20 protein-coding genes and 2 tRNA genes are annotated in these 21,616 nt (G+C 38.7%); 14 read left to right on the top strand and 8 right to left on the bottom strand.

Features of this window, described 5'->3' with window-relative positions:
• Window positions 1-17: 17 nt before the first annotated feature.
• From CCY97_RS02180 to CCY97_RS02165, 4 genes are all read right to left on the bottom strand, one after another.
• Window positions 18-686: a uroporphyrinogen-III synthase gene (locus CCY97_RS02180; RefSeq protein ID WP_112063854.1), complete on the bottom strand. Its 669-nt coding sequence runs from the start codon at window positions 684-686 to the stop codon at window positions 18-20.
• Window positions 683-1,201: a DUF308 domain-containing protein gene (locus tag CCY97_RS02175; RefSeq protein WP_112063853.1), complete on the bottom strand. Its 519-nt coding sequence runs from the start codon at window positions 1,199-1,201 to the stop codon at window positions 683-685. Before CCY97_RS02175 ends, CCY97_RS02180 begins: the two co-directional genes overlap by 4 nt.
• Before the next feature lie 76 nt (window positions 1,202-1,277).
• Window positions 1,278-2,807, bottom strand: a complete 1,530-nt coding sequence (locus tag CCY97_RS08550; protein ID WP_112063852.1) for a methyl-accepting chemotaxis protein — start codon at window positions 2,805-2,807, stop codon at window positions 1,278-1,280.
• 65 nt (window positions 2,808-2,872) lie between these two features.
• Window positions 2,873-3,277, bottom strand: coding sequence for a hypothetical protein (locus tag CCY97_RS02165; protein ID WP_146744489.1), 405 nt, complete (start codon window positions 3,275-3,277; stop codon window positions 2,873-2,875).
• A 33-nt stretch (window positions 3,278-3,310) separates the two neighbouring features.
• Here CCY97_RS02165 and CCY97_RS02160 point away from each other — a divergent pair, with 33 nt between their 5' ends.
• The 4 genes from CCY97_RS02160 (at window position 3,311) to CCY97_RS02145 (ending at window position 5,204) form a co-directional block, all read left to right on the top strand.
• Window positions 3,311-3,490 carry a hypothetical protein gene (locus CCY97_RS02160; protein ID WP_112063850.1) on the top strand — a complete coding sequence of 60 codons (180 nt, stop codon included), beginning with the start codon at window positions 3,311-3,313 and terminating at the stop codon, window positions 3,488-3,490.
• Window positions 3,491-3,526: 36 nt separating this feature from the next.
• Window positions 3,527-4,981 carry an FAD-dependent oxidoreductase gene (locus CCY97_RS02155; RefSeq protein WP_112063849.1) on the top strand — a complete coding sequence of 485 codons (1,455 nt, stop codon included), beginning with the start codon at window positions 3,527-3,529 and terminating at the stop codon, window positions 4,979-4,981.
• A 48-nt stretch (window positions 4,982-5,029) separates the two neighbouring features.
• Window positions 5,030-5,104: transfer RNA gene (locus tag CCY97_RS02150), tRNA-Gln, on the top strand.
• Window positions 5,105-5,127: 23 nt separating this feature from the next.
• Window positions 5,128-5,204 (top strand) — tRNA-Met (locus CCY97_RS02145).
• Window positions 5,205-5,959: 755 nt separating this feature from the next.
• On the opposite strand, the gene CCY97_RS02140 is transcribed toward CCY97_RS02145, so the two are convergent.
• The 4 genes from CCY97_RS02140 to CCY97_RS02130 form a co-directional block, all read right to left on the bottom strand.
• Window positions 5,960-6,361 (bottom strand): MaoC family dehydratase, encoded by a 402-nt coding sequence (locus CCY97_RS02140; protein ID WP_112063848.1) that lies wholly within the window; start codon window positions 6,359-6,361, stop codon window positions 5,960-5,962.
• Window positions 6,358-7,482, bottom strand: a complete 1,125-nt coding sequence (locus CCY97_RS08375) for an acetyltransferase (RefSeq protein WP_220091883.1) — start codon at window positions 7,480-7,482, stop codon at window positions 6,358-6,360. Before CCY97_RS08375 ends, CCY97_RS02140 begins: the two co-directional genes overlap by 4 nt.
• A gap of 8 nt (window positions 7,483-7,490) precedes the next feature.
• Window positions 7,491-7,640 carry a hypothetical protein gene (locus tag CCY97_RS08190; protein WP_181562790.1) on the bottom strand — a complete coding sequence of 50 codons (150 nt, stop codon included), beginning with the start codon at window positions 7,638-7,640 and terminating at the stop codon, window positions 7,491-7,493.
• 108 nt (window positions 7,641-7,748) lie between these two features.
• Window positions 7,749-8,501: a hypothetical protein gene (locus tag CCY97_RS02130; protein WP_112063847.1), complete on the bottom strand. Its 753-nt coding sequence runs from the start codon at window positions 8,499-8,501 to the stop codon at window positions 7,749-7,751.
• A gap of 231 nt (window positions 8,502-8,732) precedes the next feature.
• Here CCY97_RS02130 and CCY97_RS02125 point away from each other — a divergent pair, with 231 nt between their 5' ends.
• The 10 genes from CCY97_RS02125 (at window position 8,733) to CCY97_RS02080 (ending at window position 21,501) form a co-directional block, all read left to right on the top strand.
• Window positions 8,733-10,016 carry an aminotransferase class V-fold PLP-dependent enzyme gene (locus tag CCY97_RS02125; protein WP_112063846.1) on the top strand — a complete coding sequence of 428 codons (1,284 nt, stop codon included), beginning with the start codon at window positions 8,733-8,735 and terminating at the stop codon, window positions 10,014-10,016.
• Window positions 10,017-10,044: 28 nt separating this feature from the next.
• Window positions 10,045-10,851 (top strand): cyclase family protein, encoded by an 807-nt coding sequence (locus tag CCY97_RS02120; RefSeq protein WP_258456861.1) that lies wholly within the window; start codon window positions 10,045-10,047, stop codon window positions 10,849-10,851.
• 102 nt (window positions 10,852-10,953) lie between these two features.
• On the top strand, window positions 10,954-11,835 hold the full coding sequence (gene metA, locus CCY97_RS02115) for a homoserine O-succinyltransferase (RefSeq protein ID WP_112063845.1): 882 nt from the start codon (window positions 10,954-10,956) through the stop codon (window positions 11,833-11,835).
• A gap of 29 nt (window positions 11,836-11,864) precedes the next feature.
• Window positions 11,865-12,860 (top strand): ABC transporter substrate-binding protein, encoded by a 996-nt coding sequence (locus tag CCY97_RS02110; RefSeq protein ID WP_112063844.1) that lies wholly within the window; start codon window positions 11,865-11,867, stop codon window positions 12,858-12,860.
• Window positions 12,861-12,928: 68 nt separating this feature from the next.
• Window positions 12,929-13,699, top strand: a complete 771-nt coding sequence (locus tag CCY97_RS02105) for an ABC transporter permease (RefSeq protein ID WP_181562789.1) — start codon at window positions 12,929-12,931, stop codon at window positions 13,697-13,699.
• On the top strand, window positions 13,699-14,460 hold the full coding sequence (locus CCY97_RS02100; RefSeq protein WP_112063842.1) for an ABC transporter ATP-binding protein: 762 nt from the start codon (window positions 13,699-13,701) through the stop codon (window positions 14,458-14,460). The genes CCY97_RS02105 and CCY97_RS02100 overlap by 1 nt, the downstream gene beginning before the upstream one ends.
• A 106-nt stretch (window positions 14,461-14,566) precedes the next feature.
• The gene (locus CCY97_RS02095; protein WP_112063841.1) at window positions 14,567-15,103 is read left to right on the top strand and encodes an OsmC family protein; all 537 of its coding nucleotides are present in this window, start codon (window positions 14,567-14,569) and stop codon (window positions 15,101-15,103) included.
• A 1-nt stretch (window position 15,104) separates the two neighbouring features.
• Complete coding sequence (locus CCY97_RS02090) at window positions 15,105-16,133, top strand: acyl-CoA dehydrogenase family protein (protein ID WP_112063840.1); 1,029 nt, start codon at window positions 15,105-15,107, stop codon at window positions 16,131-16,133.
• A gap of 96 nt (window positions 16,134-16,229) precedes the next feature.
• Window positions 16,230-17,474 (top strand): MFS transporter, encoded by a 1,245-nt coding sequence (locus CCY97_RS02085; RefSeq protein WP_112063839.1) that lies wholly within the window; start codon window positions 16,230-16,232, stop codon window positions 17,472-17,474.
• 157 nt (window positions 17,475-17,631) lie between these two features.
• The gene (locus CCY97_RS02080; protein ID WP_181562788.1) at window positions 17,632-21,501 is read left to right on the top strand and encodes a S8 family serine peptidase; all 3,870 of its coding nucleotides are present in this window, start codon (window positions 17,632-17,634) and stop codon (window positions 21,499-21,501) included.
• The last annotated feature ends 115 nt before the right edge of the window (window positions 21,502-21,616 follow it).

The raw sequence follows: 21,616 nt of genomic DNA, 5'->3' as shown, positions 1-21,616 counted from the left end.
TGAATCTTAATAAGGCTTTAAGGTATCCTCTGGGCTAAATCCTTGGCCATCTCTATACAGGCATCAATGCTTCTACGCGAACTTACAAAAGCCATGATATCAGAATCAAATGTGCTAAAAGTCGTCATCCCAATAGCCACTGCGATGTAATTTGCATCCCACCCGAATATCTGTTTAAAAAATACAAATGCACTGGGTGAAACAAAAATAAGCACACTATGACTTTTAGGCCTCAGAGAAGGGGGCAATTTTTTTGGTTGATTAATATAAGCAATGATTTGCCTAAGCCTAACACCTGCACCAAGAAGTTTTTCGTCAAGCTTTGAGACGATATGTTGCGCCCGCAAGTATAATGGAGATTTATTCTCAAGCAAAGCAGTAAGCTCTTGTGCGAAACTCGTCCCATATCCATCACTGCCAATATATGCAATATTCGCACCAACAAGTTCTAATTCTTTTGCGCTAGCACCACCAATTACATAGCTTGGCAGATCTTTCCAAACTTGCAAATCTGGATGTTTCTTTGCAGACTCTATCAAGCTTGTGATTGCATATTTGGAAGTGAAAATTAAGCTATCGATATTTTGTAAAGCATTTGGTGGTATTTCATTGAGAGCAATCTCACTCACAACAAGGCTTTTTATCTCTTGGCTAGATCTTGTTCCTACAAGCACTATTTCTCTCAAATTTTTCTCCTAAAACTGAATCCAAATACCACGCTACCAAAAATAATCAAGCTCAAGCCAATCACGACGCTAAGCAAAAATGCCAAAATCTCAGGAAATACCACAAAAATTAATCCTAAGACACTCAAAATTATTCCCACACTAAGGGATGGGATAAATCCAGTAGAGTATCGTAAATTTAGAGCTACCAATATCCATACAACACCTTTAAAAATACTCCAGAATCCAAGTACAATGCAAAGCAGATTTTCACCAAAATCACCGCCAAAAAACAATGTAACCATAAGGACAAACCCTAAGACAATAGAAACTATCCCATCGATAAGAATCCAATATAAGCGTCTAAAGCTATGGAAATAATAATAGACATATCCTATACCAACAAGAAACACCAAAAATGCTGCAAAAAGACTGATGGTAAGCATTGTCTTGGTCGGATATAGCATGCAGACTATTCCTAACCCTACAAGAAAACAACCAAACACAAATCCTAAGAGTGAAAAATATTTCGTCATTTATAAGCCTCCTTGCAATAAACCTAGCATACTTGTGAAAAGCTTTGTTGGATTTTTTACAAACTGTAGCGTCTTTTCAGAATTTTTGCAGACTGGATTCTAGTTGGAAAGTAATGCTATCAAACTCTTGGCACAATTCCTGACTTATTTTGCAAATCTCTAAAGTATCTTCGCTTTGTATATTGAGGTTTTTCCTAGTCGTGTTTATATAATCCTTCATAGTCTGCAAGCTTTCTTGTGACTGTCTGCTATCTTGGATGAGATTATTTGACATGTCTGTATGATCACCGTATAAAACCATTATCTCATCGATATTTGTTGTAAGGAGCTTGATGCTTACTTCAATCTCTTTGAGGCTCTTTTGTGTAGACTGGGCTAGCTTATTTACTTCAGAAGCTACTACTGCAAAGCCCCGTCCATGCTCTCCAGCTCTAGCAGCTTCAATAGTAGCATTAAGCGCTAAGAGATTTGTCTCACCCGCGATATTGTTAATGAACATAAGCACGCCTTTTATTTGCTCAATGCTTGATGAGAGGCTATGGAGTTTTATACTAAGCTCATTTTGGTTCTGAAAGTTTGAATCAAGCTTATTTAATAAGCTTTCTAAAGTGCTATGTGTATTGTTGAAATGTTCGTTAGTGAGTTGATTGTAAGAATCTTTCAGTTTAGTTGTCGCAGATTCTATATCTCTTATACGATTTGTATTTTTGGTTATATTGGTTTTTGTCTGTTTGTAAATACCTTGTAGTTGAGATTCTAATTGCATGATTTGGCTGGAGAGCTGTGTGAGCTTTTGTGTCTTTTCTTTATCTGTACATCGTTGTGCTTGTATGTTTGTATCTATGGCTTGCAGCAAGGATTGGATATGTTTGGATGGATTAGAAACATGTGCAGACTGTGTATTTTGAGAACTTAGAGATCGTGGGCTTTGAGTTGATTGTACAATCTCAGTAAGTTTGTTTGTAGTCCAGTCAATAGTTTGTGTGAAAGTTTTGAGATGTTTTATCACACTCACCATAAGCCCTACGATAAAAAACCCTAGAAATCCCATAAGAGCTATAAAAATGAAATGTAACAATCGATTGTCTTGTTTTATTTGCTGTAAAGATGTATCAAAGATACTTTCTTGGGAATCTGCTATTAGCAGATTGAAATGCTCATATATTCTATTAAGCAAAAGCGCATGTATTTTCATAAATACATCTTGTAAGCCTTTTGCAAGCATTTTGGGATTTTTCTCAAGCAAATTTGCTATTTGTGCATGATAAGCTTTTGCATCTATATCACTTTTTACAAAACTTTCATTCCAACTTCTTGTCATAGCAACGACTAATGCAAGACTTCGCTTATCATTTGGCTGAAGTAAGAGAGCTGAGAGATGTTTGTCTATCTGCCCTAAAAAATCAAGTTGGTCAAGCAAGTCTTGACTATAAGCAAGAGAATCTGAGAACTTTGTGTCATTGCTAATCTCATGCAAGATCCCCTGAGCTGTTTGTAGATTATCTTTTAAGAGTGTGCGTTCGCGTATATGAAATACCATAAACACTACTAGTTCTAAAAGTAACAAAATAAAAAGTGCCAAGACTTTGCGCTTAAAACCCTGCATATTTGTACAAGAATCCTTAACTATATTAATTCTTATCGAGTTCTTAGCAATTTTTATGCCAGATTCTATGAGAGTTTTTTGATATTTGTTCTTATATGTTCAAAGATTTCATAGAGTTCAGGATCTGTACAATAATTAGTAAATTCACCCTCGGAGCGTTCTTTAAAAGTTTGGATTTTCTGGTGATGTAATAGCATGGTTTCTTGGGGTCTTGAAAATTGTGTATTGCGCGAAAGAAAAGTCTTAGCATCTTTTAATGTGCTGAGATTGGGGAATTTGTCAGGGTAGATCCTTAAAGTTTGGATTATGCCTTTGCGGGTATAATCGAACTCTTGACAAAAAGCAGGATGTTTAGCAACAAAAAATAATGTCTGATTCTTAAAATAAATAAAACTTAATTGTTTGTTTAAGTGTGGCGTAAGAAAAGCGGATTTAAAAAGATTGATTTCAGCAAAAATTCCGAGTTGCAAAAATTCTGATTGACGTTTTAGAAGGGATATGATATGCCTCGAACTTTTCATAGTGTGATTATAACACTCCTGCTAGTGTCTTTTTTGCTAGGAGGCTGTGGTTACAAAAATAAACCATTTTATACAAATGACAATGGCACAACAGATTCTTCTCCCATGCAAGACATCCAGTTCGAAATAATCCCAGAAAATAAAGAAACTTACGACTTTTGATGCGATTCTTAGTCATTGTTTAAGGACAACTACAAAGTGCAGGAATACGAAAAGCTTTATTATGATGTTGTCATCATTGGTGCAGGTGTTGCAGGATTATATTGCGCTAGACATCTCCCTAAATCCTTGAAAGTATTGGTTTTATGCAAAAATGAACCTTGGGAGTGCAATACTTTTTATGCCCAAGGTGGGATAAGCGTAGCAAGGGATAAGAGAGATATTGCCTTGCATGTAAAAGATACGATTCTTGCTGGTGCTAAGCATAATACACCCCAGAGTGTCGAAAAACTCAGCAGAGATAGTCTTATCGTCTTAGATGAACTTTTATCGAGTGGATTAGATTTTGATAGAGATACACACAATAATCTTAGCTACACGCAAGAAGGTGGTCATTCCTTGCCTAGAATCGTACATGCTGGAGGCGATGCTACAGGCAGAATCTTGCATACATTTTTGATTGATTCCTTGCAGCACACACTTTGGAAAAGTGCTTGTGTGGTAGATCTACTTATAGAAGATGATGTGTGCTATGGCGTGAATGTGCAGACAAAAAAAGGGATGGTGCAGATTTATAGCAATCATATTGTAATTGCAAGTGGAGGCATTGGTGGGTTGTTCCAATACCATACAAATGCCTCCACTATAAGTAGTGACATGCAAGGTATTATCCTTGAACATGGTTTAGAACTTGCAAATATGGAGATGCTGCAATTCCACCCAACAGTTTATATCGGAGCAAAAAGCGCGAGAAAGCACTTGATTAGTGAGGCTGTGCGCGGTGAAGGTGGGATGGTGATTGATTCTTGCGGCAGACGTTTTTTGTTCGAATACGACAAAAGAGGCGAATTAGCTCCACGAGATATTGTTGCACGCGCTATTGTTGATTATTGTGCCAAACACAAAGAACGTGCATTTTTGGATTTACGCACTTTTACAAAAGATTCTTTTGCAAAACGTTTCCCTAATGTCTTTCGTGAATTGAGTGCTTGTAAGCTACAGATCCCTGAGGCATTGGTTCCCATTTCACCAGCATTCCATTATTGCATGGGAGGGATTCTGACAGATAATACAAAAGTGCGAGGAATGCAAAACCTTTATGCCATTGGCGAATGTGCCTGCAATGGCGTGCATGGAGCAAACCGCCTTGCTTCAAATTCTCTGCTAGAAGGACTTGTATTTGGCAAGAGTGCAGCACTTGAGATTGCTCACAATATGAGAAAAAAACCCGCAAGACATTTTCTCAAACAGGAGATGGTGCTTGAAAAAGAAGGGGATTCTAAGCTGAAAGGTATTATAAGAAAGATTATGTGGGAGAAAGTAGGAATCATCAGAAGTAAAGACAGTCTTAATACAGCACTTGGAGGAATAGAGGTTATGCTGGAATCAAATATCGGACGCATGCTGAAGCTACGTTTGCTTGTTTGTCGCAACATCATCCAATCCGCCCTCAAGAGAAAAAAGAGCCTTGGCGCGCACTATAGAATCAACTAGGCGTTTATTGACTTTTCATACCAGAGCAACTATAATGCGGGCCTTCGTTGGGGTATCGCCAAGCGGTAAGGCACCTGGTTTTGGTCCAGGCATTCAGAGGTTCGAATCCTTTTACCCCAGCCACTTCTATAATCTCTTGGTTTCATCGCGGGGTAGAGCAGTCCGGTAGCTCGTTGGGCTCATAACCCAAAGGTCGGTGGTTCAAATCCATCTCCCGCAACCAATACTCCAAGAAAACACCATCCGTGTATTAGGCTTCTTAAAAAACTACATTGGTATTCTCGATTTCCACCTGTTGCCTAAAAACTGCATATGCCATACACACAAACAACACAATTTTAATCTTTCTTAATCATATAGGTTAATCCCACACCACAATCTCTGCAATGCAAAAAAAAAAAAAAAAAAACACTCTCTGTGTGAATATAATTTGTTGTATCCAAACACGATTACTCAAGTAGCAGACATTCTATAAAATCCCCGCTACGCATAGTGGGCATACAGAAAGTGATAAATACCATCTGTTCGTGTTCTACTTATGCTCTGATAGCCAAAGATATTACCTATCTGTATTATCACATGAAAGTTCTTTGCTAACTTCAACTCTTTAAAAATATGAATATATCGCCTTCACCTCACACAAAGACATACAACAGTGATTTCTTCCCAAATCTAATTTCTATGATTGATTGATTAATTTGAACTCTTAGGCCAATAACTGATAATTGCCTATCATTCTGGATAAACCGAAGCAAACTGGCTATGAAATCCAAATCCAAAATCTTGATTAACCAACCCATACCGGGCTGTATTGAGTATGGCAGAATCTCACACTCCCACATGTCACACCACAAAATCATTGCATACTAAGCGAAATATACTTTACTCGGGTATGTAAATCCTATTTTGGTACTACGGCCTTACTTCATACATCCTCAGCTCCTCATTTATTGAAGCACCTAAAAACCAGAGTAGCTTTCAGGGAACAAATATCACTGCATAGCCGTCAGTTGCGATTCTATTTTCTACTCTGCAAGTTGTTCTGAATTTGACTTTTTTCGCTTTTTCATCAATCTCTATCACTTCTACCTCTGCTACCACCGTATCACCTAAATACACAGGATACTTAAAGACTAGATCCTGTGAGGCATATACACAACCTTCACCTGGCAATTTTGTCCCAAATATCGCCGAAAAAAATGATGCGCTCAAAAGCCCATGAGCTATTCTATTTTTGTATCTTGAATCTTTTGCGTATTTTTCATCGACATGAAGCGGATTCCTATCACCTGAAATCCCTGCAAATGCCTTAATATCAGAATCAGTGATAGTCTGAGAATACGATTCTCTCATGCCAATCTTAATCTCATTTATTTTCATCGCATCCGCCTTTTTATGTTTTCTAAGGTCATTTCTACCGCAGGAGAGCCAAATACAGTGAGATTTGGTTGTATGCTTTTGGTCACCACAGAACCCGCTGCAATAGTTACATTATTACCTATAACCAACGGGCGCGTATTTTTTCCAGGATGGATTATCGCCCCAGCACCTATAAAGACATTATTTCCAATATGGACATTTCCGTTTATCTTCACGCCCGGACATAACGTTATATTCTCGCCCAAAACACAATCATGCGCGACATAAGAATAAATATTTGCTTGGAAATTGTTACCAATAATCACATTAGAGGTGATACAGACAAAGGGGCAAATCACTGCACCTTCACCAATAAACGCATGCCTTGAGACATTAGCTTTCTGGGAAATAAAACTTGGAAACCTAGCACCTTTGTCTTTGAGTGATTTATAAATCCTCTCACGGACATTTTGATTCCCTATTGCGATAAGAACATTTGCATTGTCAAACGCATATTCTTTCTCATTTCCTAAAAAGGGAGCTTTAAAGCCATATTTTTGGTGGTTACTTGCGTTTATAGAATCAAAATATCCTGAGATTCCAAAAGCATTCTCTTGCTGGATATATTCGCTTACCTCTGCTGCAAAGCCTCCTGTACCAATGACGTAAAGACTCTCTGGGTTTTTATCTTGGATTATTGAATATGGCTTTATCACGCTGTGTTGAGTGATTACACAATGGGATTGTGCTATGACAAATGGGCTGAGAAAGACATTTGATTCTAATGTAACATAAGATGAGATATGACAGAATTTATTTATCACACAGCCTTCACCCACAAGAGAATCTCGCCCTAAGATGATACTGGGGTGGATGAGTGTAGCAAGATTGTAGCCACTAGATTTTATCTCTTCATAGATTCTTTCCCTCGCGCTTAAATCAGTCTCAGCGATAACAAAATGTATTTCTCTAGGAGTATAGCGTGCAATCGCCTGTGATAGTGTGATGGATTTATAGCCTTGTATGCTTCTTTCTGAGGCAACACCGTCTATAAATAGTACTTGTGGTGTAGTAGGATAGTGATGCTCGGCGAGAAGTTTGCAATTCTCTCTTGTAAGATTATCTTGTGGTTTCTCTTGCAAGGAATAATCTAAATTACCCCCCCCCCTCCTATTCGAATAACATCACTCAAGGCACTCTTATCGCAAGTCTTATAACTTAAAGAAGTCTCAAATATTTCCAATGCCAAATCCAAAACCTCTTGCCTTAGCTCACCAGTGCCAACTATGCCCAATACCATTTACTGCTCCTTTTGCTGATGGAATAGAAGAATTCAAACTTTCTAGTAATCAAAATACTCTGCTTTTTACTCATTCAAAGCTTGATCAATAAGCAGTTTCAGGACAAATTATCGAATATCTTCCTTGATATATTTGAACTCCCGATTGAGTTTTGTGCAACCCGTGAAATTGTATGGATCTTCCCTGTCACCACCTATCCAAAATGACGCTTCCATGCGTTTGAGTTGGATTTGCTGCTCTTGAAAGATAGCATATTCATCAAGCAATTTTTCTTCTAACAGCACATACTTTGCCCTCAAAACGCGGGCAAGCACCAGCGCCTCCTCTGGATCTGGAATGAAAGCCGCAGAGAAAGCCGATCCCCCCATAATCATGAGCAAATAACTTTCTTGGAAGTTTCTCAATCTCGCATCATCCAAAGAATCTATTCTGATCAATTCTGGCTCTTCACCCTTAGCCAAAAACACATCAGGAACAGTCGCGTAACATTCTTGCAAAGCTTTTTTAGAAAAATAGGATTTATAGAATCTGACATAACTATTGTTGTTGTAAGCAATCCATTCTTGCGTTCCTTTAGTAAATGGATTTTTATGGGGATTAAAGCTTACAACCTCTTTTGGAGGTTCTTGTGGTTGTGCTGGTGGAGTTTGCGCCGCAGGTGGTGGTGTCTCAGGTGCTGGAGGTGGCGTAACTGGTTCTGGAGGTGGAGGCGGAGTTTGCACAGGTGCTGGAATCTGCTCAGGGATACTTTGTGGAACTTCTTGTTTGGGTGTGGGTTGTTGCGGAGGTACTAGCTCATCCTCACATGATGTAAGCAGTATCATTGTGCAAAAGACAAAAATATATTTCAACGTCGGCATGGTCTTCCCCTTCAGGATGTGCAGATTGTTTATGAAGTATCACAAAATTTTAAGAACTCTATACTAAATGGTCAAAGCAAAAAAAATGCCCATTCCATTTATGAGTATATTCGTAACAAATTTACTAAATATTTTGCAAATTTTTAATAAACACATATCGTATTTTTAAAAATATGTATATTATCTCTGTCGTTAAAGGATTTTAACAAAACCAATTCTAAAGGATAAAAAATGGCAAATTTTAGTGGCAATAACTTCACTTCAAACACGCTTTCATTACATGCAGGTTATGAATACGATACACAGCGCACACTCAGCGTGCCAATCTATCAAAGCACAGCATATAGTTTTGAAAGCTTAGAACAAGCAGCAGCACGCTTTGGCTTACAGGAACTAGGCAACATCTACTCTCGCTTGACAAATCCTAGTGTAGATGTGCTTGCAAGACGACTAGCAGCAGTGGAGGATGGTGCATTTGCTGTAGGTACTGCAAGTGGGAGTAGCGCGATTTTTTACAGTATCGTAAACCTCGCCCAGACAGGTGATAACATCGTGTATTCAAACAAACTCTATGGTGGAACACAAACGCTTTTCGTGCATACTCTAAAACGTTTTGGTATTGAAGCGAGGGTTTTTGATATAGATGATATCAGCACGTTAGAAAAGGTCATAGATTCTAAAACCAAGGCTATCTTTTTTGAATCTCTTTCAAATCCACAGATTGCTATTGCCGATGTGGAAGCCATCACACATATTGCAAAAAAATACAAAATCGTGAATATATGTGATAACACCGTGGCAACGCCTTTTTTGTTTCGACCATTTGATTATGGAATAGATATAAGCATACATAGCCTTACAAAATACATCAACGGACACGGGAGCGGGCTTGGTGGCGTGGTAATAGAGCGCAATGGGTTAAATGACCTCATCAAAGGCAATCCAAGATACCCAGCCTTCAACACGCCAGATGCAAGCTACCACGGACTTATATATGCTGATCTTCCATTGCCTATCTTTTGTATTCGCCTTATTATCGAATGGCTAAGAAATCTTGGTGCGACTCTAAGTCCACAAAATGCTTGGAATCACTTACAAGGATTAGAAACCTTAGAATTGCGTATCAATCGCCATAGTGATAGCGCACTAGAGATTGCAGAATTTTTGCAATCCCATCCAAATGTGAGCGAAGTAAGCTATCCAGGACTCAAAAATAGTCCTTACCATACTCTCTTGCAGAAATACTTTAAAAATGGGCGAGCAAGTGGGCTGCTTAGCTTTGAAGCCAAAAGCCACGAGCACGCACTCAAAATCTGTAATTCATTAGAGTTATTTTCCATTGTCGCAAACATCGGGGATTCCAAATCGCTTATTATCCACCCACACTCTACGACACACTCGCAGCTAAGCGAGGCTGAATTCAAATCAGCAGGCATCACACCAAATACAGTGCGCATAAGTGTAGGGTTAGAATCTGTAAGCGATTTGATAGCAGATTTGAAACGAGTACTTTGATTGTGTCATCAAAAAATAAGGAGAACTTATGAAAAAAATATTTTTAATAGCAATACTGCTTACTGGATTTGTTACGTTAAGCATGGGCAAGGAGGCTAAAGTGAGTGAGATTCAAAAAGCTCTAGCGACTTTACAAAAAGGTAAGTGGATAGACCTCACTCATACTGTTAATGAATCTATCCCACGATTTGGTTCGTTCCCTAGCTTAGAGAAAGAGGCACTCTATAAAGTCAAAGATGATGGGTTTTTCGTCTATAAAAACTCCTTTGTTACCCAATATGGAACACATATAGATGTGCCTGTGCATTTTGTAGATGGCAAAAGAACTCTAGAGCAAATCGAGCTCAAAGAGCTTATCTTGCCACTTGTAGTTATAAATAAAGAAAAAGAAGTCAAAAAGAATCCAGATTTTATCCTCAAGAAAAATGACATCTTGGCTTGGGAGAAAGTCAATGGAAAGATCCCACAAGGAAGCTTTGTAGCTTTTGCAAGTGGGTGGAGCAAAAAATGGGGCAAAGAGGATTTTAACAATAAAGATTCTAAAGGTGTAGCCCATACTCCTGGCTGGAGCATTGAGGCACTAGATTTTGTGTTAAATGAAAGAGGTGCTACTGCTATAGGACATGAGACATTTGACACTGATGCAAGCTCTGATGTGATAAAAAATAAATTTTTTGAGAGTGAAAAATTTGTGTTAGACCAAGACAAATACCAGATCGAACTTCTCAATAATCTCACTTTATTGCCAGAAGTTGGTGGGATTATCATCATTGGTGTGCCAAAATTTGAGGGCTATCCAGGCTTTCCTGTAAGAGCGTTTGCAATAGTGCCTTAAGAAACACTTTTTACTTACGCCCCTATCTCTGAATTTAGGATAGAGAATCCAGCGAGCAAAAGATATAGAGCTTTGATCGAAAATAAGACATAAGGAGGAAGCATGCCTTTGATTATTCCTGATGATATTCCAGCTTTTGAGATTCTTGCAAAATCTGCTTTTGTGATGGCCAATAAACGTGCGCAGACACAAGACATTCGTCCATTACGCGTACTGGTATGCAATCTTATGCCAACCAAGATAGAAACAGAGAATCAGATTCTTAGCTTGCTTGCTAACTCGCCATTACAAGTAGAGATAACTTTACTTGCAACCAAAAGCTATGTAGGCAAAAATACACCCTTAAGTCATCTTAGACGTTTTTATGTCAATTTCGAAGATGTGCAAAAGCAACGATTTGATGGAGCAATCGTTACAGGAGCACCCATAGAGCATCTCAAATTCGAAGAAGTGAAGTACTGGAAAGAACTTGTGAGTATTATGCAATTCCTAGATACAAATTGCACAAGCACAATGTATCTGTGCTGGGGTGCTATGGCAGGGCTTTATTATTTTTACGGAATCAATAAAACCCCGCTGAAACAAAAGCTTTTTGGAATTTTTCCTCATACCAAAGTCTGTGAGGATGCATTACTCAATGGGCTTGATGAGCTAGTAAAGATTCCGCATTCAAGACACTGCCATATAAACCAATCACAGTTAAGCAACAACAAAGCGCTCACAACTCTTTTAAAAGGCAGATCCAGCGGTGCTAGCGTCATAAAAGACAAAAAGAATATTTTTATACTCGGACATCCAGAGTATGCAAGAGATACTCTGCTCAATGAATACCAACGCGATTTAGACAAAGGATTAGCAATCGCTACACCTAAAAACTATCTCAAAAATGGCACACCGATTCTGTCATGGCGTAGCAGCGCAAGCGTATTGTTTGCTAATTGGCTGAATTTTTATGTGTATCAAAGTACACCTTACAAACTCTAGTAATTTTGGTTTTTTAAAAAAGGATCTTTATGGACAGAAGAACGTTTTTTTATCATTCAGGAGCACTTATTTCAAGTCTGGGATTACGCTCATTAGGTGGTGCAAGCGCACTTGGAGGATTTAGTTTACTAAATGCAAGCACTCTGAAAGTACCAAAAATTGGCTATTTGCCCATTACAGATCATTTGCTTATAATCGCCAAAGAACTCAAAGGTGCTAATTTCACTCCTTTGAAGTTTTCTTCTTGGGCGGACTTGAGCGAAGCACTGCGCGCAGGAGCAATCGATGGAGCCTTTATCCTTACCCCATTAGCACTCAAACTCCAAGAACAGGGTGCAAAGTTTAAAGCGATTCTAGCAGCCCACAGAAATGGCTCGGCTCTTGTTGTAAAAAAAGGACTCCTAGACAATCCATCATTACCAAAGCATGATCCAAACTTGCTTAAAGGACGCAAGATAGCCATTCCTAGTAGATTCTCTACACACTATCTCCTGCTTGGTGAGCTTTTAGCACAAGCCAGCCTAGAGCCAAAAGACCTCAAACTCATTGATATGGCGCCACCTGAGATGCTATCTGCTCTTAGTAATGGCAGTATTGATGGCTTTATCGTGGCAGAGCCATTTTGTATCTCTGCGCAAACACGCAATCTCGCAGATGTATTCATCCTCTCAAAAGATATTGTAAATAATCACATCTGCTGTGTGCTTGCTCTATCTAACAATCTTTTAAACACACAAGAGAGCGCTGTTTTTTCATTAGTGCAAGCATTCTTGCAAACCTCTTATTTGATTCAAACAAAGCCAGAGCAAGCAGCAGCTGTGAGTAGAAAATTTTTAGGACAAAAACCTGAACTTATCACAAAACTATTGCACGAAAACAGGCGCGTAGTGTATGAGAATCTGAAATTGACACAAGATGATTTAAACCGAACGATACAAGATTCCAAGCAGTTTAATATTGGCGATTTCAAAACAAGCTTTGAGGATTTTGTAGATTCTCGTTTTATCGATCAAGCATTAAAATAATCTAGGTTAGGTGAGTTTAAGCCCTCTTGAGTTAGAATCTACGAATGTTTTATCACCAAAGGAATGGTATGCAAGGAGTTTTTGGCAAATGGAGAATTCTCTCTGTTGTGCTTTTTATAGCGTTTTTGATTTTTTGGGAGATAGTAGCTCAAAGAGCTTTCCAAGCAAACCCCGAGCATAGTATTCCGCCTCCTAGCGTAGTATTTTATAAATTCCTAGAACTCTGTGAAAGCGGCATTTTATTCCAAGCGATCATTGATTCTTTATGGAGGTTTTTTGCCGGGCTTTGCATTGGTGGAATCTTAGGAAGTGTGCTGGGGTTACTCCTAGGAAGATTGCACCCACTTGAAATCCTCTTAGAGCCTTTCATCCAACTTTTTCGCCCAATCTCGCCAATTGCGTGGCTTCCTATCATCGTACTATGGCTTGGTATAGGAAATCCGGGTGCGATTTTTATCATAGGATATGCAGTGTTTTTCCCGACACTTGCGCTTTCAATCGCAGGTGTGAGGTCGATTGACCCCACTTTACTTGCGATGGCAAAGAACTTTGGCGCGAGCGAATGGCAAATCACAAAAGGAATTGTCTTACCCGGAGCATTTGTACATATCGCAAGTGGCCTTAAACTCGCAGCTTCTGTAGCATGGATACAGCTTGTAGCTGCAGAAATGCTTGGGATTCAAAGCGGACTAGGCTATCTGGTAGCTGATGGACGCAACTTGCTAGAGACTGATATGGTGATTGTAGCCATGATTTGGATAGGACTACTTGGCTATTGTTTGCACTTGCTTTTCACAGGAATCGAAAATCTCAGCCTCAAAGCTCTAGGGGTGAAATAATGAACATAATACAGATCAATAATTGCTCAAAAAGCTATGGTGCACAAAAAGTCTTAGATTCTATAAATCTTGGTATCCAAAAGGGTGAATTTATTACTCTTCTTGGGGCGAGTGGTTGCGGTAAAAGCACACTGCTTAATCTCATTGGCGGATTTGAAAATTTTGATTATGGGGAAATTGTCATTGATGGAGAAAAGTTTGACAAATGCTGCAAAACAAAGGATTGCGTGAAAATATTCCAAGAATATGCGCTTATAGAGTGGAAAAGTGCGCTAGAGAATGTGATGTTTGCGCTACTTGCCAAAGGCTTGGATAAAAAGACTGCCAAGTCAAAGGCGCAAGAATATCTTAAGCTCACACATCTATATGGCTTTGAAAATCGCTATCCTAGACACCTAAGCGGAGGACAAAAACAGCGCGTAAGCTTAGCGCGTGCATTGAGTGTTCAGCCAAAAATCTTGCTCTTAGATGAGCCTTTCAGCGCGCTTGATAACTTTACGCGTAATAGTCTGCAAGAGGAATTGCTCAAAATCGCAACAAAACTTGGCGCAACCTTTGTCTTTGTAACCCATGATATTGAGGAGGCAATCTATTTGGGTTCTCGCGTGATTATCCTCTCTCCAATCCATAAAAATATCATTGCAGATATTGCTATTAATATCGATAAAAATGACCGTAATAGCTTGGAGTTCTTGAATCTCAAACGCGAAATTGCCCATTTGTTAAAATCACACCGTTTCTCTTTAGAATATGTGATTTAAGACTTAAGAAGTCTCTAGAATCTGTGGAAGTCCTCCATTGATTCTAGAGATTTTATATCTCTAGTTGCTTTTTGAGCAACTAACAAACCAAATAAAAGGATGAATTATGGAAAAAGTCGTAGCTACAAGTTGCACACGTTTAGATCCAATCGATAAGGCAGGCTTAGAACAGCTCATAAAAGATGGTAAGGCAAATCCGGAGGTGATCAAAACACTTAAATGCAAAACCGTTGCAGAAGGTAAATTCCGCCATGCAAACTATATCCGTAACCTACCAGCATATATTGTGGATGAGCCACCAACCTTGCTTGGTGATGATACTGCACCAAATCCTAGCGAAGCAGTGCTTGCAGCACTTGGAAGTTGTCTGGCGGTGGGAATCCACGCCAATGCAATCGCACAAAATATTGTGATCACAAAGCTAGAACTAGAGCTAGAGGGCGATTTAAACATTACTGCTGTTTGGGGCACAGGTGATCTTTCAAAAGATAAACCATTAGGTTTTACATCAGTGCGTGTAAAAGTCAATCTTGAATCTGATGCTTCAAAAGAAGTCCAAGACAAACTGATCGCACATGCGACAAAATATTCTCCGGTGGCAAACACAATCTTACGCGCAGTAGATTTGGAAGTAAAGGCTTAGAATGCAGCATGCGCCCATAGAATCTACACTTGCTCTACTCAAACCATTACGCGCGCAAATCCACTCAGGTATGTATCCTGGTGAAATCTTGCGCAAACTTGGCGAAAATGGTTTTTATAGTGCGTTTATGCGCGGAGGCATTTCTGGATTAGCTGAAATGACTATGAATATAGCTAAGGTGTCAAAAGTCTGTGGCAACACAGGCTTTTGTGTATGGGCGCAGGCAAGTCTTATATGGTATTTGCTGAATTCTTGTAATCCTAAACCAAGCCAAAAGGAGCTTTTTGCCAAACTATCAAGCGGGGAGATTCTAGGCGGCACTGGTTTATCAAACCCACTCAAAGCATTTGCGGGTCTAGAAAAAATACGCCTTAAAGCAAGATATGTGGAAAATGGAATCATAATCAATGGCACGCTTTCGTGGGTGTCAAATTTACAAGTGGGACATTATTTTGCTGTCATTGCGCAGATTGAAGATTCTACATTTTGCGCACAAAACTGCGTTTTTGCGCTTATACATTGTAATGAAGCTCTCAAACTCAAACCCACACCACCATTTTCTGCCTACGAAGGCTCTGGTACTTTTGCAACAATATTTAAAGACTATTTTGTCAGTGAGGAAAATATTTTAAGTAATGCTGCAAGCGATATTCTGCCAAAGATAACTGCTGGATTTGTGTTAATGCAATGTGGCATGGGACTAGGACTAGGTGAATGCGCAATCAAAGAGATAGCCAAAAGCTATTTGCAAAAAGAATATCTGCAATCTCTGCAATCAAGATTGCAATCTTTACGCGAGCAAATACTCTACTTAGCAGACAAAATACACGATACAGACGCATTAGATTCTGTATTGCGTGTCAAATTTGACCTTATACCTCTTGTCAATGAGTTAGCAAATCTTTGTGTAATGCACTGCGGTGCTAATGGATATTTACATGGTGCAGCTGCTAGCAAACTCTTGATTGAAAGTGCATTTTTTAGTATTGTCAGTCCAAGCAATGGGCACATACAAAAACTTCTCAATTAACTCCACACCCAACAATCTTTGATCTTAACTAATCAATAATTTTTATTAATTAATATCTACTACTATTTTTTATATCCAAATGCTTCAAGGCACACAATGAGACAAATCAGCAATATACTTTCTCTCAAATCAAGCGAAAGAAAACATCTCATCTTTGGTTTTTCGCTTGTATTTTTGGTCTTTTTGTCTTATGCCATCTTGCGCCCTCTACGCGATGCACTAGCACTCACTGGGCATCATAATGAGCTTAAATGGCTCTTTTTGGCGACATTTATCACTATTTGTCTATTCTCTTTTCTTGCTATAACTCTTAGTTCATATATCAAAAAACGACATTACACGACAGGTCTTTTTGCCTTCTTTATTTCAAATCTTATAGGTTTTTATATCGCTATTAATTTTATTGACAGAGAAAGCGACATGTTTTTGTGGCTATGTAGGGTGTTTTTTGTGTGGGTGAGCGTGTTTAATGTATTTATTATATCTATTGCTTGGAGTGTGTTAGCAGATGTTTTTGGAGTAGATTCTAGCAGAAGGCTTTTTGGTATTCTGGCTGCAGGAGCAAGCTTAGGTAGTATTTGCGGGTCATTTTTGGTTGGGCTGCTTGTGACTTTCCTTGGTATTGGAAATTTTCTTGTGCTTTCTACTCTTTGTCTCCTTTTAGCCTTTGGGTGCAAATATCAGCTTATAAAAAATAACGAGAATTTCTCTCTTCCCATAGGCTCTAAGAATCCACTTGAAGCAATCTTTCTTATTGCAAAATCTCGCTATCTCATGTTATTGGTATGCTTTATTATTCTGCTAACAAGTATTAGTACATTTCTGTATATGGAGCAAGCCCGCGTGATTAAAGCACAATTTTTCAGTATAGAAACAAGGACGCAGATATTTGCTAGGATTGAATTAATTGTACAGCTCTCAAGTCTATTTATCCAACTTTTCCTCACCGCTAAGATTGCTAAACTTTTTGGAATCAAAGCACTTTTATCTGTGCTTGGTTGTGTTGTGGGGATTGGCTTTTTACTCTTAGTCTGTACACATCCTAGCTTTATGCCTTTTGTCATTGTGATGTGTATCCGCCGCATAGGGGAATATGCGTTTATAAAACCCGGCAGAGAAATGCTTTTTGTTCCATTAAGTGTAAGCGAGAAATATAAAGTGAAAAATTTTTTAGACTCTGTTGTGTATCGTGGAGGAGATGCTCTAAGTGCGCAGATTGAAGGTTTTCTCTCTAGTATCAGCATACACATAGCACTTTTATGCGGTAGTTGGCTTAGTATAGTGTGGAGCTATGTAGGCTATAGGCTAGGTAAGCTTTATCAGAGCAAAAATGTCTCATAGAACAAGAAGGCTTTAAAGCGAGATTGGGAGTGTAAATTTTTGAAAATTCTCTTATCCAAGATTCTATTTTTGATTTCGAAATTTATTAAATTACATCGTTATCAAAGTACAATCTTCCCTAAAAGAAGATCTCAACAAAAACGAAAGGATGAGTAAAATGACTAAACTTACTGTTTTCTCGCTTTCGTTAGTCTTTGTTTCCATGCTGGCTTCAAACGCTGCAGATGCAGTAGGTAACTCAAATACTAAACCAAACGAACTTATAAATCTGTATGATGCTTATAGGAATAATCCAACCATTACAGGCAAAGGCGTAGTCGTAGGTATCATAGATGGTGTGTTTAACCCTCTTAACCCTATACTAACAGGCAAAGACGTTGGATTGATCAATAGTGTTTTAGACCCCAATGAGATTTTTAGATTCACAATTGATAAAGGGAGGACACAGCATGGTTCACAAGTGGCATCCATTATCACTGGTAATCACGAAAGCCTCAAAGGCGTAGCATATGATACAAAATACTTTGGACTAGCCTATCTTAATCCATCTCCTGCCTACAGATTTGAACATCTCAAAAGTGATACAGAAACGATGATTAAAGCTGGTGCAAGGATTATCAATCACAGCTATGCAAGTGATGTTGGCTTTCCACTTATCAATCGCAAATGGGGCAATGGATTTGAATCTATAAACGGGGATTATAGTAGTGCAGATAATATAAGCGTAGATGACTTCCAAAAGCTGCTAAAAACAGAGCAAAGTATGATGCACGCACAGATTCTAGCAGACCTTGCAAAGCAATATGATGTATTAAATATTGTTGGTTCTGGAAACGATGGAATCATTTCAAACCGAGCAAATTCAACCTTGCCAACCTATGATGAAAGCTATAGAGAACTTATTGTTGTAGGTGGGTTTAACCCTGAGAAAGTTACCAAAAATAATGATGGGTCACTGAAATTTGATTCTTTTACCGAAGAGGAAAGAAAACATTTTATAGAACAATACAAGAATGCAAATATAACCACCGATAAGCATAAAAAGACTATAAGCGAGAAAATGGCATTTATCCTGACCGAAAAACAAGGAATTTTTGCTCATAGTAATCTTTTTAGAGGTGGGTCATCTTTGTATGCTTTACTTGCTCCCAGTCAGCATTTGATCACAGCAAATGGGAGATATGGATATGCTGATACTTCTAACAACAATCAAATAGATCAAGAATTAGTAGAGAGAAATTCTGCAGGAACAAGCTTTGCTACACCTTATGTAACAGGCGTAGCCGCACTAATACAGCAAAAATACCCTTTCTTAAAAGCCAAGCAAGTAGCTGATACACTTCTCACAACAGCTAATAAGAATGTCGAGCTTCCAAAAATGATAATAATGAAAAATGTAACACCAAATTTAAGACATACTTTTTGGACTGTGATTTATACAAAAGAAAATGATTATAAAGCTGCTAAAGATGGCGATAAAATAAAACTTGATGTTTTAAAAAAAGATCTCAAAGAAATGGGCTATAAAAGAGATGATAATGATGAGGGGGTTGTAGAAGTTATCACAAAAGAGGTGCTAAAAAATGATTTAGATGTAGCAAAACAAGATACAACATATCCAGTTTCAGTGGTCTATATGGAAAAAGAAGAAATTATCGGTCAAGGCATAGTGGATGCCAATAAAGCACTGGGTGGAATCGCAACTCTTGATGCTAATAGAATGAATAAAGAAGATGTGGCAAACTTCTATGATGTCGCTGATAAAAAGTTGGAAAAACAAGCGTTTTATACTATAGACACAGGCTATAAAACAGATAATTCAAATGTCACCTATACTTTCACAAATACTATAGGACAAAAGGAATACAACGATAAGTATCATCTCAAAAACGCACTCAATTCACCCTCAGAAGCAATCAAAGACATACAGAAAATCGGCCTTATCAAAAAGGGTAGTGGCATGCTTGTGCTAGAGGGTGATACCACTTATAAAGGTGCAACAAGAGTGCAAGAAGGTGTGTTAGAAATCAAAGCTTGGCTAAAAGAAAGTAATGCCTATGCTGAAGATAAGGGTGTGCTTAAACTCACAGGCAAGGATAATAAAGCTCAAAATACTCAGATTACTCAAACCCAAGCTGCTCAGCCTCAAACTTCACAAGCTGCAAATGATGTCCTAGTCAAAAATGTCGTAGCAATCAATGGTGGCTCTGTGATATTACATAACAATGTCAAAGTACAGAATCTTTACGCTAAAGATGGTGGTGTTATCCATGCTCTACAAGGCAGTGCAGAGAGTGCAGAAATTAGCAATCAAGGTTTGCTCCTTGTCCAAAGCACACTAGCAGATTCTACAAGCGCCTATCTCACTGCAAACCAAGCCAACTCCACACAGAATCTCAATACGCTTCTTACTGCTAATAATCCAGTAAAAATCACAAATGTTACTCTCAAAGATAGCGGTATGCTAGGAGGTAATGGTAAATTAGAAGGTGAAGTCAATAACAATAGTGGTATTGTCTATGCAGGATTCACCCCTGATACCACTTCGCTCAAAGACTCTAAAGAACAACAAACACTAGATATTCAAGGCAAATACACTCAGGATAATCAAGGCAAGCTTGTCATAGGGTTCATTAAAGGCAAAGATGGCAATACTATGCATACTGATATGAAAGCTACAAACTACGACATCAAAGGCGGGACGCTTGAGCTTCTCCCTGTATATAATAAAGACGGCGAACGCATAAAATCTGGGGATTCACTAAAATTCAATCTGGCATTTCTGAATACCAATGCAAATAACGCAAATTTCTCAAATATAGAGGTTACTGATACACGCACACTTAGTATCAAATTTGACCAGACCACACAGACACTAACTGCTGAACTCAAAACTGATGCACTCAAAACTACTATGTCAAGTGAAATATCTCACGCACTCTCTTCTATTTATAAGGACACGCAGGGCAATACTGTCTATGATGAGTTTTTCAAACGACTGGATTTCGTAGATTGGCAAACATTTTCCAACACACTAGATTCTATCGCTGAAAATGCATCTCTAGACACCATTGCTGATGAGTTAAATGCCCAGCAAAACCATAATTTCACCTCATTAGGCTTTATCTTAACGCCTATGGATAATACCTTTCGCGCTAGCAAGAATTCACCTATACGGCTAGCTAGTGCGGGTTATATGCAAAATGTCTTAGCTAATGCATTCCGCACTCCAAAGAATCAGCAAATGACGCTTGATACCAGCTATTCCAAAATGAATCATAAGAACTACACTGCAAGCACGCTTTCTACGCGACTACAATACAAAGCTCGTGTGCAAAACAACATCATTTTAGGAATGTTTGGCGACTATGCAAAAAATACGGCTAGCCATACTTACACTGAACGCGGTGGAAATACCTACTCACTTGGTGCGAGCATAATATATAACCTAGGAAGCTTCTCACTTCTAGGAAGCACTAGTATAGGCTTAAGAAATAACACTGCTACACGCACCATCATAGGCGCAGGCAATGCTAGCGCAAAATACAATACAACTAGTTACTTTGCACAGCTAGGCCTAAGCAAGGACATCGCTTTGACCAAGAACTTCACACTAAAGCCTATGGTACTTACCAATGCCAGCGGGGTAAGCCAAAGCGGATACAAGGAAAGCGGAGAAATATTTGCCATCAAGAGAGAGGCAGCCACATACAACGCAATGGGTGCATCGCTAGGCGCACATATAATATACACATTGCCTATCGGATTAAATGAGCTAGATCTCTCTGTATTTGGATTCTATACAATCCGATTTCTTGATAGTATCCAATCACGTGCAAGCTTTAAAGACTTCGTTAATTCACAGCACTTTGTGCAAACTGCCTCGCTTAATACCTCTAGTGTCTATGCTGGTGCCAATGTTCGTTGGCAATACAGAGATTATTTCACCCACGTTAGTGCAAGCATAGAGAACACCAAAAGCTATACAATAGTAAATGGAATGCTTAGCCTAGGATTCTATTTCTAGCACTTGGGAATCTACATCCGTATCCTCACAAGGATACCACCAAATTTCTGCAACCCCCAATCACAAAATAAAATCTCTATCTGTCTCAAAAATACCTCCAAAAAATCTTAAGATA

The organism is Helicobacter sp. 10-6591 (genome assembly GCF_003288805.1).
GTDB lineage: Bacteria > Campylobacterota > Campylobacteria > Campylobacterales > Helicobacteraceae > Helicobacter_F.
Note: the sequence above shows the minus strand (reverse complement) of the source record. Positions and strands in the feature narration are given on the sequence as shown.

Coding starts and splice junctions, on each gene's coding strand:
- CCY97_RS02175 (WP_112063853.1), bottom strand. CDS start 1,201: ATGACGAAATATTTTTCACTCTTAGGATTTGTGTTTGGTTGTTTTCTT.
- CCY97_RS08550 (WP_112063852.1), bottom strand. CDS start 2,807: ATGCAGGGTTTTAAGCGCAAAGTCTTGGCACTTTTTATTTTGTTACTT.
- CCY97_RS02160 (WP_112063850.1), top strand. CDS start 3,311: ATGCCTCGAACTTTTCATAGTGTGATTATAACACTCCTGCTAGTGTCT.
- CCY97_RS02140 (WP_112063848.1), bottom strand. CDS start 6,361: ATGAAAATAAATGAGATTAAGATTGGCATGAGAGAATCGTATTCTCAG.
- CCY97_RS08190 (WP_181562790.1), bottom strand. CDS start 7,640: ATGGTATTGGGCATAGTTGGCACTGGTGAGCTAAGGCAAGAGGTTTTG.
- CCY97_RS02130 (WP_112063847.1), bottom strand. CDS start 8,501: ATGCCGACGTTGAAATATATTTTTGTCTTTTGCACAATGATACTGCTT.
- CCY97_RS02125 (WP_112063846.1), top strand. CDS start 8,733: ATGGCAAATTTTAGTGGCAATAACTTCACTTCAAACACGCTTTCATTA.
- CCY97_RS02120 (WP_258456861.1), top strand. CDS start 10,045: ATGAAAAAAATATTTTTAATAGCAATACTGCTTACTGGATTTGTTACG.
- metA (WP_112063845.1), top strand. CDS start 10,954: ATGCCTTTGATTATTCCTGATGATATTCCAGCTTTTGAGATTCTTGCA.
- CCY97_RS02110 (WP_112063844.1), top strand. CDS start 11,865: ATGGACAGAAGAACGTTTTTTTATCATTCAGGAGCACTTATTTCAAGT.
- CCY97_RS02105 (WP_181562789.1), top strand. CDS start 12,929: ATGCAAGGAGTTTTTGGCAAATGGAGAATTCTCTCTGTTGTGCTTTTT.
- CCY97_RS02100 (WP_112063842.1), top strand. CDS start 13,699: ATGAACATAATACAGATCAATAATTGCTCAAAAAGCTATGGTGCACAA.
- CCY97_RS02095 (WP_112063841.1), top strand. CDS start 14,567: ATGGAAAAAGTCGTAGCTACAAGTTGCACACGTTTAGATCCAATCGAT.
- CCY97_RS02090 (WP_112063840.1), top strand. CDS start 15,105: ATGCAGCATGCGCCCATAGAATCTACACTTGCTCTACTCAAACCATTA.
- CCY97_RS02085 (WP_112063839.1), top strand. CDS start 16,230: ATGAGACAAATCAGCAATATACTTTCTCTCAAATCAAGCGAAAGAAAA.
- CCY97_RS02080 (WP_181562788.1), top strand. CDS start 17,632: ATGACTAAACTTACTGTTTTCTCGCTTTCGTTAGTCTTTGTTTCCATG.